Genomic DNA, 15,589 nt, shown 5'->3' with positions numbered 1-15,589 from the left:
GAGGCATGACTCTTGTCACTATCAAAAGAACAGAAAGTCCATAATGTTTTTGAAAAAATATCTATCGATTACGATAAGATGAATTCTGTAATTAGTTTCAATCAGCATAAAAAATGGCGTGATGACATCATGTCCCATATGGCTGTTCACAAGGGTGCACATGCACTAGATGTCTGTTGCGGCACTGCAGATTGGACCATTGCAATTGCAGAGGCGACGGGGATTGAAGGAAGCGTAACCGGCCTAGATTTCAGTGAAGGGATGCTGGAAGCTGGACGCCCTAAGGTCGCAAATCATCCAAATATTAATCTTCTACAAGGGAATGCAATGGAATTACCATTTCCGGACAATTCTTTTGATTACGTGACAATTGGTTTTGGTTTGCGCAACGTACCAGATTATTTGACGGTTTTGAAAGAAATGAATCGGGTTTTGAAGCCGGGCGGCATGGTAGCTTGTCTGGAGACATCTCAAACCGAACTACCTGGTTACCGACAATTATTCCGTTTTTATTTTAAATTCATCATGCCTATTATGGGGAAATTATTCGCGAAAAGTTTTAAAGAGTATTCGTGGCTTCAGGAGTCAGCGAATGATTTCCCGGGAATGAAGCAGCTTGCCCAGCTCTTCACAGAAGCGGGATTCGTGGACGTTTCATATAAGTCATATAGTGGTGGCGCGGCGGCTGGCCATGTGGGTTATAAACAATAAAGACCGCAGGGGAAGGTAATCGTTTTGGAGAAATTGAAGTTAATGTCACTTTATGCCGATTTCCGGAAGGATCTCGCTTATATAGAAAAGGAACTTGAACGATCCGTCAATTCATCTTCCCCAATTATACGGCAAGCATCGCTCCACTTGTTGCGTGCAGGTGGCAAAAGGATTCGACCAATTTTTGTGATCCTAGCTTCCAAATTTGGTACTTATTCTTTGGAAGACGTGGCAAAAGTAGCTGTTTCACTTGAATTGGTTCACATGGCATCGCTTGTGCATGACGATGTTATTGATGACTCAGATATACGTCGTGGCCTAGAGACGGTAAAGGCGCGGTGGGATAACAGGATTGCAATGTATACTGGGGACTTTATCTTCTCACGTGCACTAACATCCATAGGTGAAATCGAAATTCCGGCAGTACATCAACTACTTGCAGTAACTATGTTAGAGATTTGTAAAGGCGAGATCATTCAGATTGATCATCAGCGAAAAACTGATCAGACAATTCGAGATTACTTACGTCGTATTAAGAGAAAAACTGCACTTCTCCTATCATCCAGTTGCGAACTGGGGGCATTGGTTTCCGGAGCAGATCCTGCAATTGTTAGGAAATTACGTCGTTTTGGTTATTTTGCTGGAATGGCTTTTCAAATTGTAGACGATATTCTAGATATTACTTCCACGGACAAAGCACTTGGAAAACCTGCAGGAAGTGACTTGTTGAATGGACACCTGACGTTACCAGTCTTATACATAAAAAATGATGAAAAGTTTAAACCTTTCATGGAGCGTTCTTTTAACGGTACATTGACGGAATTGGAACGCGATGAAATGTTAACTTATATAAAAAGTACGGATGCTATTGAAAAGGCTCAGGCTGTTAGTGACTTGTATTTGAAAAAGGCAATGGCCGAACTACTACCATTGCCGGAAGGTGAAGCTAAAAAGGCGTTTATGCAAATATCGGCTTTCATTGGTACACGTAAGTATTAATGCGCTAACAGTTGAAAAATCAAGCATCGGGTGGTACGATCGAAAAGGAGAAATCCTGATACATACAAGAAGGAGTGTTAATAATGGAAAGAACATTTTTAATGGTTAAACCTGACGGAGTTCAACGTAATCTAATTGGTGAAATTGTAGGTCGTTTCGAAAGTAAAGGTTTCCAACTTGTAGGCGCTAAGCTTATGACAATCTCACAAGAACTTGCTGAACAGCATTACGGCGAGCATAAAGAGCGTCCTTTTTTCGGTGAGTTAGTAGATTTCATCACATCTGGTCCTGTATTCGCTATGGTATGGGAAGGTGAAAATGTTATTTCTGTTGGTCGTCTTATGACAGGAGCAACGAATCCAAAAGAATCAGCACCTGGCACAATTCGTGGAGACTTCGCTGTTACTGTTGGTAAAAACATTATTCACGGTTCGGATGCTCCAGAATCCGCTGTACGTGAAATTGGTCTTTTCTTTAAAGAAGAAGAGCTAATCACTTATGACAAATCAATGAACAACTGGATCAATTAATTACACTGAACAGCCGTGCGAATGACGCACGGCTGTTTTTGTTATTTGTCTATACGTAACCTCGCAGTATGACTCAATACTTTAAACACTTAGCGTCGAATACAACAAATTGTCTACTTTGGCACGCGCTAAACGCCTGTAAGTTGGCTTCTTTTGTATTTGTTCTTCCGAAAATGCTTCCAATCCGTTATAATAGTTAGAATATAGGGACGGGAGGAAACATATTGCCGGATTATGCTTTATTTATAGGAAATATTAAAAGAATGACTGGAATAGACCTATCACTCTATAAAGAAGCGCAGATGAAAAGAAGACTCACTTCTCTTTATGAAAAACGAGGGTTTGGGGATTTCATCGAATATTACGACGCTATACATAATGATAAGGTATTACTTGAGGAATTTCTTGATCGTATGACAATCAACGTCTCAGAATTTTATCGCAATGCCCAGCGGTGGGATGTACTTGAAAAAAAGATTTTTCCTAAACTTCTTTCTGAGAATAAAAAACTAAAAATTTGGAGTGCTGCTTGTTCGACTGGGGAAGAACCGTATTCAATCGCACTCGTTTTATCATCGCATGTACCGCTACATGATATTTCCATATTGGCGACAGACCTTGACTCAGGTGTAATTGAACGTGCAAGAGTAGGTCTTTATCCTGAGAGGGCATTAAAGGAAGTACCCTATTCTGTAGTAAAACAGTACTTTGTCAATGAAGGTCATCATTATCAAGTGAAGGATGAAGTTAAAAGGACTGTGACGTTCAAACAGCAAAATTTGTTGAAAGACAGATACGATTCAGGATTCGATTTAATTGTATGTCGAAATGTCATGATCTATTTTACAGAAGAAGCGAAACATCAAATTTATATGAACTTTTCCAAGGCATTGAAACCCGGCGGGATTTTATTTGTAGGTAGTACTGAACAAATTTTTAATCCTACAAAATATGGTTTTGAATCAGAAGATACGTTCTTTTATAAGAAAATTTAAGGTATCCGGGTAAATTCCGGATATTTTTCATATTAACATATAGTCAAATGTACTTTACTTTGGTAAAGTGCTATAAACGAATGATTGATCATTCGTCAGAGGAGGAAATGGAATGAGGTACTTCACAGCTGGAGAATCACACGGTCCGCAACTTACTGCAATTATTGAAGGGCTACCTGCCCAAATGGAATTAACTGCTGAAATGATTAATGGAGAACTTTCAAGACGCCAAGGTGGACATGGACGCGGAAGACGTATGCAAATAGAAAAAGACCAAGTCGTCATATCGTCAGGTGTCCGTCATGGTAAAACGTTAGGTTCACCTGTTACATTGACGGTCGTTAACGATGACTGGAAACACTGGACATCCATTATGGGTGTAGAACCGCTTTCAGAAGATGTTAATCCTGCTGATGTGAAAAGGCAGATCACCCGACCGAGACCGGGCCACGCAGATCTTGTCGGAGGCATGAAATACGGTCATCGGGATCTACGTAACGTTCTAGAACGGTCTTCCGCGCGCGAGACAACGATGCGCGTAGCTATCGGTGCGGTTGCTAAGCAGTTTCTTCGGGAACTCGACATCCATACTGTCGCACACGTGACGGAAATTGGAGGAGTAACAACCAATCCGGATACATATGCAGGAAAAGGGACTGAAGAGCTAAGGGATATCATTGAAAACGATCCTGTCTATTGTGCAGACCCTGAAGCTTCTAAATTGATGGTCCAAGCCATTGATGATGCAAAAGGCCGCGGAGATACTGCAGGGGGCGTCGTAGAAGTAGTTATTGAAGGCTGTCCGCCTGGAATCGGTAGCTACGTCCAGTTCGACCGTAAGATGGACGGTAAACTTGCAGGAGCGATGATGAGCATCAATGCATTTAAAGGTGTGGAAATTGGACTCGGATTTGAAATGGCTAAAATGCCAGGCAGCAAAGTCCATGATGAAATCGCTTGGAGTGAGGAACTTGGATATTACCGGAAGTCCAATCGTTTAGGTGGTCTTGAAGGTGGAATGACAACAGGCATGCCAATTGTCGTCAGGGGAGTCATGAAACCCATCCCGACGCTATATAAACCACTTGAAAGCGTTGATATCGAAACGAAAGAACCTTTTGTCGCAACAATCGAACGCTCTGACCCATGTGCGGTACCAGCGGCTTCAGTTGTGGCCGAACATGTCATCGCAACAGAGATGGCAAAAGCAATCATGGAAGAATTCCGTTCGGATACAATGGATGGCTTGAAAAAGGAACTTGAAGAATACAGACGGTATGTAAAGGAGTTTTAACATGGGGACACTTTCTGTTAATATCCAAAATCATGAATACGGTGTCCATTTCGGTAAAGATGTATACAATCTATTTGCGACCGACTACGCTGGTTTACTAGCAAGTGCGGACCGTATTGCAATCATTGCTGATGAATCGGTTGCTGACCTCCATTTACCACTTTTACAAAAGGCATTGGAGTCTGCGAATCGTGAAATCGCCGTGAAAACGGTCCCGTCTGGAGAAAACTGTAAAACATCTGCTGTCTACGTCGATTGCCTTTCCTTTCTGTTGAATGAAAAATTCACGAGGGATTCCCTTATTATCGCTTTCGGCGGCGGAGCTTGCGGCGACCTGACAGGGTTTGTTGCAGCGACGTTCATGAGAGGAATAAGGTTTCTCCAATGCCCCACGACGATTTTAGCGCATGACAGTGCGGTAGGCGGCAAAACAGCAATCAATATGCCTGAAGGTAAGAATATGGTCGGTTCATTTCATCAGCCGGTCGGTGTTTTGTTTAACACATCGCTTTTTGAATCGCTACCGCCGCGTGAGATTAGATCCGGCATGGCTGAATTGTTGAAACATGCATTTATTTCGGATCAGGAATGGACGCTCGCATTACTAGACAATCCGTCCTTTTCACAACCCGATTTCGATTGGTTGTCAAGCGAATTGTTACGGGGGACAGAAGTGAAAGCAAAAATCGTAGCGGAAGATGAATTTGAGCATTCTGTACGAAAATATCTTAACTTCGGCCATACATTCGGTCACGCCGTGGAAGGGGTATGTGGGTTCGGTGGTTTAAGCCATGGAGAGTCTGTAATGATTGGTATGGCGTACAGCCTAATCTTGAGCGAAAGTCATGGTTCTGTGAATGAAGAGATGACAACTCGTTTCATCAGTTTCGCCAAGAAGCATGGCTACACGTTCCAACCTGTCCATAAACACGCATTCGATACATTCATGAATTATATGGAAAAAGATAAAAAAGCTTCTTTCGGCAAACTGCATTTCGTTTTGCTAGATGGAATAGGAAATCCCTTTGTGAAAGAATTATCGAAAGAGCAATGTGAAAATGCTTTCAATCTATTGAAGCAAAGAACAGAAGGAGATGGGAAGCTGTGATGGTTAGAGGAGTAAGAGGAGCGACCACTGTCGAATCCGATGAAGAACAATCAGTTCTAGAAGCGACGCAAGAACTTGTTGAAGAAATGGCGAAAGAGAACGCTATCTCTCCAACCGATATTATTTCTGTACTTGTGTCTACTACGACGGACGTCAAATCGACTTTTCCTGCAAAAGCGGTCCGTTCAATCAATGGCTGGATGTACGTCCCAGTCATGTGTACGAATGAAATAGAAGTGCCAGGAGCTATGCCGTTATGCATTAGAATTCTTATGCATGTAAATACAGATACTCCGCAACAGCTTATCAAACATATCTATCAAAATGAAGCTGTAAAACTACGACCGGATTTACAAAAATAATAACGTGAAAATTCACTGGAGGGATTTACATGAACTGGAAAAAAGCACTTGATGGAATGTCTCCATATAAACCTGGTAGATCAATCGAAGAAGTGACAAAGCAGTACGGATTGAAAGAAGTTATAAAACTCGCTTCAAATGAAAACCCGTATGGCTGTGCTCCTTCTGTAAAAGAATTCATGGCAACAGCTACCATCCAACATGAAATCTATCCGGATGGCCATGCCAGTGCGTTGCGAAGTAAATTGGCCATACAACATTCTGTGACCGAAGATACAATATTGTTCGGAAACGGTTCTGACGAAATTGTGATGATCATTTCACGGGCACTCCTCAGTCCGGAAGTGAATACAGTGATGGCGACACCGACTTTTCCGCAGTATGCTCATAGCGCGAAAATTGAAGGTGCCGAAATAAGGGAAGTTCCTTTAAAAGCTGATGGACAACATGATCTTGATGGGTTTCTAAATGAAATCGACAGCAAAACTACCGTCGTTTGGGTATGCAATCCTAACAATCCAACGGGGAATGTCATTCCGAGTGCCGACTTGAAAGCTTTCTTGGAACAAGTTCCTGAAACTGTTCTCGTTGTTCTTGACGAAGCCTATTTTGAGTACGTGACAGCTTCTGATCATGTGGATTCTGTGTCGTTGCTAGAGCAATATCCTAATGCAATCGTGTTGCGTACGTTTTCGAAAGCATATGGTCTAGCAGCATTCAGGGTAGGGTATGCAATCGGCCACCCTGAAGTCATCACTAATCTCAACAAAGTGAGAAACCCGTTCAATAATAACTCGTTTGGAGTGGTGCTTGCTGAAAAGGCATTAGATGACGCGGCATTCATTGAGAAGTGTCGTGAGTTGAATCGTCAACAAAGGGAACGATTCAAGGACTATGCTGGACGTAAAGGCATCCACATCTATGATTCTGAAACGAATTTCGTCCTGATTCAAGTACCGGGCGATGCAGATGAAGCTGCAGAAAAATTGTTACAGCAGGGATTTATCATCCGAAGCGGAAATGCGCTTGGAACGCCAGGATATGTCCGGGTGACAATCGGAACGGAAGAGCAGACCAGCAAATTCTTTGTTGCATTTGATTCATTGCTGTCTGTAGAAGGTTCTCACGCATGAGTTCACATGTAACCATTATCGGTCTCGGATTGATCGGGGGATCGCTGGGTCTAGCCCTAAAAAGAAGATCGGACATACAGGTGACGGGGTTTGACCAATCGCCTAAAACGTTGGAAGAAGCCTATCGAAGAGGAATCATTGATAGAATTGCCCCTACCGTTGAAGAAGCCTGCTTGCGCGCAGATTATATATTCTTTGCCACACCTGTAAATACAACGATTGGAATGATACAGGAGGCAGCTACCTGGGAATTGAAGGAAGATGTCATAATCACTGATACAGGCAGTATAAAAGGCTCGATTATGAAAACTGCATCTGCTTTAATCGAAATGGGAATTACGTTTATAGGAGGCCATCCTATGGCGGGTTCCCACAAAAGTGGTGTCTCAGCGGCAAAAGAACAGTTGTTTGAAAATGCTTATTACATATTGACACCTGATTCTCGGACACATACAGAAAAAGTTGAACGCCTGCGCAAATTATTAGCACCGACGAAAGGAAAGGTTGTCGTACTCGATGCTGAAGAACACGATCGGATGACGGCTATCGTCAGCCACTTTCCACATCTGATTGCTTCATCTCTAGTTGGACGGCTTGCACTTCAACAAGAAGACCAGCCGTTCGTCCAAGAACTTGCTGCGGGAGGATTCCGTGATTTGACCCGAATTGCTTCTGCTGACCCTGTCATGTGGCGGGATATCACAACTCAAAATAGGGAAGAGCTATTACAGCAACTTGACGGATGGTTTGTGGAAATGAGCAATGTTCGGGAGATGTTACTGTCAAATGATCCGGAAAAAATATACGCCTATTTTGCGGAAGCTAAAAAGTTCAGAGACGATTTACCATTAACTTCGCAAGGCGCACTCTATATGACATTTGATTTGCATATAGATATCCCGGATCACCCCGGCATTATTTCTGAAATCACAAAAATACTTGCAATTGAACGAATTAGTATAACTAATATCCGAATCGTCGAAACACGGACGGATGTATACGGAATTCTTGTGATCAGTTTCCAAACTGCAGAGGATCGAGTACGCGCAAAATCGTCTCTATCCAAAACAATGGATTATAGTATGTACATAGTATAAGGGGGGGTCTTGGTGGGAATGAAAACAGTGGAATTTGATAAACCAGTAATGTTGGGTGAAATAGCGGTTCCGGGAGATAAATCAATCTCACATCGTGCAGTAATGCTTGGCTCCATCGCGAAAGGTCATACCCAAATCACTGGCTTCCTGGACGGGGAAGATTGTTTGCGTACAATTGACATTTTCCAACAACTCGGAGTAGAGATTGTTAGAAATGGTACGGATGTCTCGGTGAATAGTCCTGGAATGGAAAATTGGAAAACACCGATAGATAATCTTTATGCCGGTAATTCTGGAACAACAGCGAGGTTATTACTGGGAATACTTGCAGGATCGAATATCAAATCCGTTTTGACGGGAGACGAATCTTTGTCAATGCGCCCCATGAATAGAGTAACATTGCCATTGGCAGCGATGGGCGCCTCCATAGCAGGTGAAGTAGACGCCAATCTTCTGCCGCTCTTAATTGAAGGAGGGCCTCTCACGGCGATTGATTACGAAATGCCAGTTGCAAGTGCCCAAGTAAAATCGGCAATCATATTTGCTGGCATGAATGCTCAAGGGACAACTACGATTACAGAAAAGACTGTTTCGCGCGATCATACCGAGCGTATGTTAATGCAATTTGGAGCAACAATTCATGTGGAAGGAACAAAGGTTAGTGTTACAGGGGGAGATCCGCTCCTGGGTACAGACGTTGTTGTTCCGGGAGACATTTCATCTGCCGCATTTTTCATGGCTGCAGCCGGAATGATACAAGGAAGTTCTATCACATTTAAAAACGTCGGACTTAATCCTACAAGAACAGGCATACTGGATGTACTTAAGGATATGGGTGTTAGTGTTGAAATCTTGGAAGAGACAGATGGAGTCGGAGAACCGTATGGCACGGTCAAGGTCACTTATGCAGAATTACATGGTACAGAAATCAGTGGCGACTTAATACCAAGATTGATTGATGAGTTGCCTGTTATTGCGCTCATGGCTACGCAGGCGCAAGGTATTACGATAATTAAGGACGCAGGAGAACTAAGAGTCAAAGAAACAGACAGAATTGCCGCAGTCTCGTCAGAATTGAACAAGCTTGGTGCAAACGTTGAAGCGACCGAAGATGGAATGATTATCCATGGACCAACACCGTTAACAGGGGGGACACTCGCTTCTTACGGTGACCATAGACTAGGTATGATGGCGGCAATTTCAGCGCTTATTGCATCCGGTCCCATTCAAATTGAAGAGCCTGAGTGCATAGCCATTTCATATCCAGGTTTTTTTGACAACCTAGAAAAACTAGCCACCCAGACAAATAAAAAAGGATAACTGAGTAATGTATATATCGTGAAAGAACAGGTGAAAATATGGGACAGTTAGAAGAGATTGAGCAGTACATCTTAGAAGGAGAAGTAGAAGCGTTGAGCAGCACGGTTGATCAGTTGAACAAATCGACCGATTTTGATTTGCTCTATGAAGCAGCGGGACTGTTCGCCAGTTACGGATTCATGGAAGAAGCCGATCAACTATACGAAACATTGCGCTTCCATCTTCCAGACGAAGCTCAATTGAAGATAGATCGAGCCGGCACGTTACTTGAGCTTGGCGAAGAGGATGAAGCGCTCCTGTTGCTTACCGATGTGAGTCCGGATAATGAAGAGTATGTACAGGCACTGTTGGCATTAGCCGATTACTATCAAATGTCCGGAATGGCGGAAGCTGCACTTTCGAAGATTAAGGAAGCTTACGAAATCGATTCAAATGAGCCAGTTATTCGCTTTGCTTACGCGGAATTACTTCTAGGTTCAGGAAAGTATGGAGAGGCAGCTCGGTTATACCTTGAGTTACATGAAGAAATGGATGAAATCGGTGGCATTCGTATTTTATCTAGACTGGCTGAAACGTATAGCGCAGGTGCGGCTTATGAAGAAGCAATTCCATATTACGAGGAATTACTGGAAGATAATGCATTACCGGATACGCTTTTCGGTGCAGCATTTGCATACTATCAAAGCGGTAATCCTGAAAGGTCGGTTGCGCTTCTCGACAATTTGATTGAAATGGATCCTGATTATTTTTCTGCCTATATGCTTGCGGGACAATCTTTGTTGTTGGTGGGCGAAGACCGAAGAGCATATGAGATGTTTAAAGCTGGAATTCGCAGAGATGAATTTGTCAAAGAACTACAATTGATGGCGGGGAAATCTGCACTGAAACTAGGTCTGCCCGAAGAGGCGGAAGGACACTTGAAAGAAGCGCTCGTTCTCGACCCTGAATATAGTGAAGCACTTATAACACTTGCATCATTGTATAACGAAAGAGAGCAAAACGAAGAATTGCTAGATCTTCTTTCATACATGAAAAATGACCAGATAGACATCCCTTTATTGGATGCATTTATGGCATATGCGTATGAGCGTGAAGAACAATTTGATGATGCATACGCGTCCTATAGTAAGGCATATATTGGGTTAAAGGATGATCAAGGGTTTCTCGGAAACTATGCAAAATTCCTGCTTGAAGAAGGGAAACGCGATGAGGCCTTTGAAGTTATCAAAGAGATAGTTAAAATTGTTCCCGTTGATGAGTATTGGAGAGCTTTCCTAGAAGCACAAAATGACGAGGAGGGGTGACATGACGGCCATGGTTCCTGTCGCCGCTAAAAAGGACTTTGTACGTTGGTTCTTAAAGCGGTACAAATTGAAGCGCCGTGAATGTGTGTGGATTTTGAACTATCTTCTAAGCCATGAGCACCTTCTACAAAACGTTCACTTTACGGATGAAGCGCATTACTGTCCCCGGGCAATGGTGATTTCAACTACAGGTTCGGAGAGCATCCCGTTCCGCTTTTATAAAGGAAATCTAATGACTGCAGATGCTGAGAAATCATTTCATGACCTAAGACTCCACCCTGATGACAAAATGTATATTCAGCTTAATTTCCCGAACAGTCATTCTTGCCCAGAGTATGCGAGCGTCAGAGAAGAGAATCCATTTCTTCCAACCTATCTACAAGTGAGTGAAAGTGATCGAAAAGTTGCGGAACAATTGCTTGAAGAGAGTGTCGCTGCAATGACCGTAGATATGCTAATGAAAAGAGTGGATGAAGCGCTTGATTCGAATGACAAGGAGCGGTTTATCGCGTTATCTGCGACGTTGAATGACATGAAGATAGCAAAGGAATGATGACTCCATCCACCTAGATGGAGTTCTTTACTTATTTCCGAAGGAGGTTTTATTGAGATGAACTGGACAGCTAAAGATATGGATACATATTTGCAACAGAAAGAATATATCGATACACTGATTGTACCCTTGCTTAAAGTAGATACAGAGCCAGGCAACATGAAAAGTAGTGCATCATCATCCGAGTTTCTGATGCACCTAACAACGTTTATCGAAACACAATTTAAAGGCCGAATGATGCTTATGCCACCATATACTTATACGCAGTCGATGAATTTACCAGAGATGGCTACAACATTGACCCGTGACCTTTCTTTAGCACCTTTCAAATATGTGTTTTTCTTAACGACTGATTCTGCTTGGACAAGCATTGAAATCGAAGGCGAAGTCATTTGGTTACCGCCGATTCCGCTTGAAAGTATGGACCCACAACTTAAAAAATCAATTATTGAAGATCAGCTTCGACAAGTACTACCAAGGTTCATGGAAAAGTGGTCAGAACAGTAAAATTCGATATTTGTTCACAAACTTACAGCTATTCAGAATGCATGATTGAATTTCTTTTAGTATTGATATATCATAGATATGTCCTAGTATTACAATTAGCAATAGAATGTCCGTTGGACTGACCTTTAAGTAAGAGGAGGGAAAATGATGAGCAAGAAAGTGTCAAGACGCCAATTCATGAGCTATACACTCATGGGTGTCGGTGGATTCATGGCTTCTGGTATGTTAATGCCAATGGTCCGTTTTGCAATTGATCCAGTGTTGCAGAAGCAAGATGAAGGAGATTTCGTTCCGACTCCGCAAAAAGTGGACGAGCTAACGGAAACGCCGGTTCGTGTCGATTTCACTATCAAAGATCGAAAAGACGCCTGGTATACATCTGACGTATCGAACGCTGCTTGGGTTTATAAAAATGGTGATACGGTCATCGCGCTTTCTCCGGTCTGCAAACACCTTGGCTGTACGGTGAACTGGGGCGGCGATGAAAAGCATCCAGACAAATTTTTCTGTCCATGCCATGCAGGACGTTATATGAAAAATGGTGATAATGTACAAGGAACGCCACCACTCGGGCCACTTGATGTATTTGACGTTAAAGTCGAAGGCGGTTTCGTGTATCTCGGAAAAACAAAACCAAACACATTAGTTTAAAAATGTAAGGGGGTACGACCGAAGTGCTAAATAAAATTTATGATTGGGTTGACGAACGGTTGGATATCACCCCGATTTGGCGCGATATCGCTGACCATGAAGTACCTGAGCACGTAAACCCTGCACATCACTTTTCTGCATTCATCTATTGTTTCGGAGGACTGACGTTTTTTATTACTGTCATCCAGATTCTCTCTGGCATGTTCCTTACAATGTATTACACACCGGACATTGAAAATGCATGGAAATCCGTTTATTACCTTCAAAATGAAGTAGCATTCGGTGAAATTGTGCGTGGTATGCACCACTGGGGAGCGTCGCTTGTTATCGTTATGATGTTCCTACATACGCTGCGTGTATTCTTTACAGGCTCTTATAAGAAACCACGTGAACTGAACTGGGTTGTCGGAGTTTTGATCTTTATGGTCATGCTGGGCCTTGGTTTCACAGGATATCTACTGCCATGGGATATGAAAGCATTGTTCGCTACGAAAGTAGGAATAGAAATTGCAGCTTCAGTCCCGTTCATCGGTGAATCGATTAAAGTACTTCTTGCCGGAGATTCGACGATTCTCGGTGCACAAACATTAACACGCTTCTTCGCGATTCATGTATTCTTCTTACCGGCTGCTTTGCTTGGGTTGCTTGCAGCACACTTTATCATGATCAGAAGACAAGGTATTTCAGGACCACTATAAAATCAATAGGGTCCAACGATTTTAAAAAGGAGGGGACAATATGCATCGCGGAAAAGGGATGAAATTTGTCGGAGATTCGCGCATTAAGGCTACTAACAAAATGCCGAACGTCCCGAAGGATTACTCAGAGTATCCGGGTAAAACAGAAGCTTTTTGGCCTAACTTCCTATTGAAAGAATGGCTGATTGGTGCTGTTTTCCTTATCGGGTATTTAATATTGACAGTAGCTCACCCGTCCCCGCTTGAACGTCAAGCGGATCCAACGGATACAATGTACATGCCGGTTCCGGACTGGTACTTCCTTTCAATGTACCAGCTATTGAAGTATCAATTTGCTTCTGGCCCATATAATGTAATCGGTGCACTTGTTATGCCGGGACTTGCGTTCGGCGCATTGATGCTTGTACCGTTTATGGATACGACAAAGGAACGACGTCCATTTAAACGCCCTCTTCCAACAGCATTTATGCTTCTTGCATTTGCAGCTTTGTTCTATTTGACTTGGGAATCATATGTGAACCATGACTGGGAAAAACAAAAAATACAAGGTGCGATTGTTGAGGAAGTAGAATTTGACACTGAATCAGAAGGTTATCAGATTTATGCTGGAGCATCCTGTATCGGTTGTCACGGGGATGCATTCCAAGGTGGATTAGGTAAGCCGTTAGTAAATACCGGCCTTTCTACTGAGGAAGTTATCGATATCGCTCATGATGGCGTTGGAGAGATGCCTCCTGGAACTTGGGAAGGCTCAGATGAAGATTTGCAAGTACTTGCCGAATTTATTTCAGGCTTGAAAAGCGAGTAATGTAAAAGAGTCAGGAAACTGACTCTTTTTTTCTATACATATTAAGTAATTTGGGAGAGGTACCTATGAGGTTAATACTACAGAAAATTTGGCTCGTTCTATCTCATAAATCATTTCTTTGGATACTGTTCTTTATAAACTTACTTGGCACAGTTTTTGGATATGATTGGTATATGTGGCAACTAGAAATCACGGAGCCGAAGTTCTGGGTTTTCGTACCGGACAGTCCAACTGCAAGCTTGTTTTTCACACTTGCAATCTTCGGCTGGCTTATCGGGAGGAATTTTAAACTCATTGAAGCACTTGCGCTAATAACACTCGTTAAATATGGACTTTGGGCGGTTGTCATGAATATCCTGACGCTTATCGAGACGGGCGAAATTGGCTTGATGGGTTGGATGCTTATTGCATCACATTTTGGAATGGCAGTTCAAGGTGTGTTATACAGTCCTTTGTATAGATTTTCTTTCATCCATATTGCGATTGCGGCTATTTGGACACTCCATAATGATGTCATCGATTATGTGTATGGACAGATGCCGATTTACCACGACCTAATGAAACATATGGAACACATCGGTTATTTTACATTCTGGCTATCCATTTCCTGTATTATGCTTGCTTTTGGGTTGTGGAAGAACAGGACAAAAGCTGTAATATGGTAATTGCAATCAGTTGCGGTTGAAGTGAGTTCATTATAGAATAGAACTTACAGAGAAATAGGGGAGGAAGCTGATTATGTTTTGGATTTACCTAGGCGCAATAATATTATTGCCTCTTTATGCCCAATTCAAAGTGAAAAGAACATACAAAAAATATTCTAAAATACGTTCAACTTCAGGAATGACAGGTGCAGAAGTTGCCCGACTCATTCTTGATAATAATGGTTTGCAGGACGTGCAAGTAGTTAAGACAAAAGGGTTTTTGAGTGACCATTATAACCCACTAACGAAAATCGTCGCTTTGTCACCACATAATTTCGATGAAGCATCTGTAGCGGGAACAGCAATTGCTGCCCACGAAGTAGGCCATGCTATACAGGATAAGGAAGCGTATGCATTTCTACGTTTCCGTCACCGTTTAGCACCAGTTGCAAATATTACTTCAAATGCGTCATGGGTTTTCATTATGATTGGTTTGTTTTTCTCGAGCATGAATTCCATGCTTGGAATTGGTATTGCCCTGTTGGCAGTCGGAGTACTGTTTCAAGTTGTTACATTGCCAGTGGAATTCAATGCCTCATCCCGTGCCATGAATGAGGTTGTCTCTCTTGGCATCATCCGTAATGAAGAAGAAGGACATGCGAAAAAAGTGTTGAGTGCAGCAGCAATGACATATGTTGCAGCAACAGCGGTTGCAGTAATGGAATTGGTGCGTTTACTCTTAATCTTTACGAACAGAGATTAATCATAAAAAGTCCGTCCCTCGTTTTTCGGGGGACGGACTTTTTGCTTTGCAATAGAAACTATTAAATATGGTTCTATAATATTTGTTGGGGTATCCATACAATTTAATCGAA

General features: G+C 42.4%; 18 protein-coding genes. All 18 read left to right on the top strand.

Annotation, left to right across the window (positions count from 1 at the left end; all coding sequences use genetic code 11):
* Positions 1 to 12: 12 nt before the first annotated feature.
* The 18 genes from AC25Y5_RS12200 (at position 13) to AC25Y5_RS12115 (ending at position 15,477) form a co-directional block, all read left to right on the top strand.
* Positions 13 to 711, top strand: coding sequence for a demethylmenaquinone methyltransferase (locus AC25Y5_RS12200; protein WP_488140539.1), 699 nt, complete (start codon positions 13 to 15; stop codon positions 709 to 711).
* A 24-nt stretch (positions 712 to 735) separates the two neighbouring features.
* Positions 736 to 1,710, top strand: a complete 975-nt coding sequence (locus AC25Y5_RS12195; protein WP_482101880.1) for a polyprenyl synthetase family protein — start codon at positions 736 to 738, stop codon at positions 1,708 to 1,710.
* A gap of 83 nt (positions 1,711 to 1,793) precedes the next feature.
* Positions 1,794 to 2,240 carry a nucleoside-diphosphate kinase gene (ndk, locus tag AC25Y5_RS12190; protein WP_482101879.1) on the top strand — a complete coding sequence of 149 codons (447 nt, stop codon included), beginning with the start codon at positions 1,794 to 1,796 and terminating at the stop codon, positions 2,238 to 2,240.
* Between the two features lie 224 nt (positions 2,241 to 2,464).
* Positions 2,465 to 3,235, top strand: a complete 771-nt coding sequence (locus tag AC25Y5_RS12185; RefSeq protein ID WP_488140538.1) for a CheR family methyltransferase — start codon at positions 2,465 to 2,467, stop codon at positions 3,233 to 3,235.
* Between the two features lie 112 nt (positions 3,236 to 3,347).
* Entirely contained in the window at positions 3,348 to 4,529 is a 1,182-nt protein-coding gene (aroC, locus tag AC25Y5_RS12180) for a chorismate synthase (protein WP_482101877.1), read from the top strand.
* A 1-nt stretch (position 4,530) separates the two neighbouring features.
* Positions 4,531 to 5,637 (top strand): 3-dehydroquinate synthase, encoded by a 1,107-nt coding sequence (gene aroB / locus AC25Y5_RS12175; protein ID WP_488140537.1) that lies wholly within the window; start codon positions 4,531 to 4,533, stop codon positions 5,635 to 5,637.
* Complete coding sequence (gene aroH / locus AC25Y5_RS12170) at positions 5,637 to 5,999, top strand: chorismate mutase (protein WP_482104653.1); 363 nt, start codon at positions 5,637 to 5,639, stop codon at positions 5,997 to 5,999. Before aroB ends, aroH begins: the two co-directional genes overlap by 1 nt.
* A 29-nt stretch (positions 6,000 to 6,028) precedes the next feature.
* On the top strand, positions 6,029 to 7,132 hold the full coding sequence (gene hisC, locus AC25Y5_RS12165; protein ID WP_488140536.1) for a histidinol-phosphate transaminase: 1,104 nt from the start codon (positions 6,029 to 6,031) through the stop codon (positions 7,130 to 7,132).
* Positions 7,129 to 8,229, top strand: a complete 1,101-nt coding sequence (locus AC25Y5_RS12160; protein WP_488140535.1) for a prephenate dehydrogenase — start codon at positions 7,129 to 7,131, stop codon at positions 8,227 to 8,229. The genes hisC and AC25Y5_RS12160 overlap by 4 nt, the downstream gene beginning before the upstream one ends.
* 18 nt (positions 8,230 to 8,247) lie before the next feature.
* On the top strand, positions 8,248 to 9,549 hold the full coding sequence (gene aroA / locus AC25Y5_RS12155; RefSeq protein ID WP_488140602.1) for a 3-phosphoshikimate 1-carboxyvinyltransferase: 1,302 nt from the start codon (positions 8,248 to 8,250) through the stop codon (positions 9,547 to 9,549).
* A gap of 38 nt (positions 9,550 to 9,587) precedes the next feature.
* Entirely contained in the window at positions 9,588 to 10,853 is a 1,266-nt protein-coding gene (locus tag AC25Y5_RS12150; protein ID WP_482101873.1) for a tetratricopeptide repeat protein, read from the top strand.
* Position 10,854: 1 nt separating this feature from the next.
* On the top strand, positions 10,855 to 11,406 hold the full coding sequence (locus AC25Y5_RS12145; protein ID WP_482101872.1) for a ReoY family proteolytic degradation factor: 552 nt from the start codon (positions 10,855 to 10,857) through the stop codon (positions 11,404 to 11,406).
* A 57-nt stretch (positions 11,407 to 11,463) separates the two neighbouring features.
* Positions 11,464 to 11,913, top strand: a complete 450-nt coding sequence (locus tag AC25Y5_RS12140; protein WP_488140534.1) for a YpiF family protein — start codon at positions 11,464 to 11,466, stop codon at positions 11,911 to 11,913.
* A 144-nt stretch (positions 11,914 to 12,057) separates the two neighbouring features.
* Complete coding sequence (locus tag AC25Y5_RS12135; protein ID WP_488140533.1) at positions 12,058 to 12,564, top strand: Rieske (2Fe-2S) protein; 507 nt, start codon at positions 12,058 to 12,060, stop codon at positions 12,562 to 12,564.
* A 23-nt stretch (positions 12,565 to 12,587) separates the two neighbouring features.
* The gene (qcrB, locus tag AC25Y5_RS12130) at positions 12,588 to 13,262 is read left to right on the top strand and encodes a menaquinol-cytochrome c reductase cytochrome b subunit (RefSeq protein WP_067210348.1); all 675 of its coding nucleotides are present in this window, start codon (positions 12,588 to 12,590) and stop codon (positions 13,260 to 13,262) included.
* Between the two features lie 40 nt (positions 13,263 to 13,302).
* Complete coding sequence (locus AC25Y5_RS12125) at positions 13,303 to 14,070, top strand: c-type cytochrome (protein WP_488140532.1); 768 nt, start codon at positions 13,303 to 13,305, stop codon at positions 14,068 to 14,070.
* A gap of 65 nt (positions 14,071 to 14,135) precedes the next feature.
* Positions 14,136 to 14,735: a lipoprotein heptaprenylglyceryl N-acetyltransferase LhaT gene (lhaT, locus tag AC25Y5_RS12120; RefSeq protein WP_488140531.1), complete on the top strand. Its 600-nt coding sequence runs from the start codon at positions 14,136 to 14,138 to the stop codon at positions 14,733 to 14,735.
* Positions 14,736 to 14,808: 73 nt separating this feature from the next.
* Positions 14,809 to 15,477 (top strand): zinc metallopeptidase, encoded by a 669-nt coding sequence (locus AC25Y5_RS12115; RefSeq protein WP_488140530.1) that lies wholly within the window; start codon positions 14,809 to 14,811, stop codon positions 15,475 to 15,477.
* Positions 15,478 to 15,589: the final 112 nt, after the last annotated feature.

The sequence above is a fragment of the Sporosarcina sp. Y1011 genome (assembly GCF_057669885.1).
This window is presented reverse-complemented; position numbering and strand designations above follow the sequence as displayed.

Bases quoted from the DNA above. Each gene is read 5' to 3' on its own strand.
- ndk (WP_482101879.1), top strand. From the start codon at position 1,794: ATGGAAAGAACATTTTTAATGGTTAAACCTGACGGAGTTCAACGTAAT.
- aroC (WP_482101877.1), top strand. From the start codon at position 3,348: ATGAGGTACTTCACAGCTGGAGAATCACACGGTCCGCAACTTACTGCA.
- aroB (WP_488140537.1), top strand. From the start codon at position 4,531: ATGGGGACACTTTCTGTTAATATCCAAAATCATGAATACGGTGTCCAT.
- aroH (WP_482104653.1), top strand. From the start codon at position 5,637: ATGGTTAGAGGAGTAAGAGGAGCGACCACTGTCGAATCCGATGAAGAA.
- hisC (WP_488140536.1), top strand. From the start codon at position 6,029: ATGAACTGGAAAAAAGCACTTGATGGAATGTCTCCATATAAACCTGGT.
- AC25Y5_RS12160 (WP_488140535.1), top strand. From the start codon at position 7,129: ATGAGTTCACATGTAACCATTATCGGTCTCGGATTGATCGGGGGATCG.
- aroA (WP_488140602.1), top strand. From the start codon at position 8,248: ATGAAAACAGTGGAATTTGATAAACCAGTAATGTTGGGTGAAATAGCG.
- AC25Y5_RS12150 (WP_482101873.1), top strand. From the start codon at position 9,588: ATGGGACAGTTAGAAGAGATTGAGCAGTACATCTTAGAAGGAGAAGTA.
- AC25Y5_RS12145 (WP_482101872.1), top strand. From the start codon at position 10,855: ATGACGGCCATGGTTCCTGTCGCCGCTAAAAAGGACTTTGTACGTTGG.
- AC25Y5_RS12140 (WP_488140534.1), top strand. From the start codon at position 11,464: ATGAACTGGACAGCTAAAGATATGGATACATATTTGCAACAGAAAGAA.
- AC25Y5_RS12135 (WP_488140533.1), top strand. From the start codon at position 12,058: ATGATGAGCAAGAAAGTGTCAAGACGCCAATTCATGAGCTATACACTC.
- AC25Y5_RS12125 (WP_488140532.1), top strand. From the start codon at position 13,303: ATGCATCGCGGAAAAGGGATGAAATTTGTCGGAGATTCGCGCATTAAG.
- lhaT (WP_488140531.1), top strand. From the start codon at position 14,136: ATGAGGTTAATACTACAGAAAATTTGGCTCGTTCTATCTCATAAATCA.
- AC25Y5_RS12115 (WP_488140530.1), top strand. From the start codon at position 14,809: ATGTTTTGGATTTACCTAGGCGCAATAATATTATTGCCTCTTTATGCC.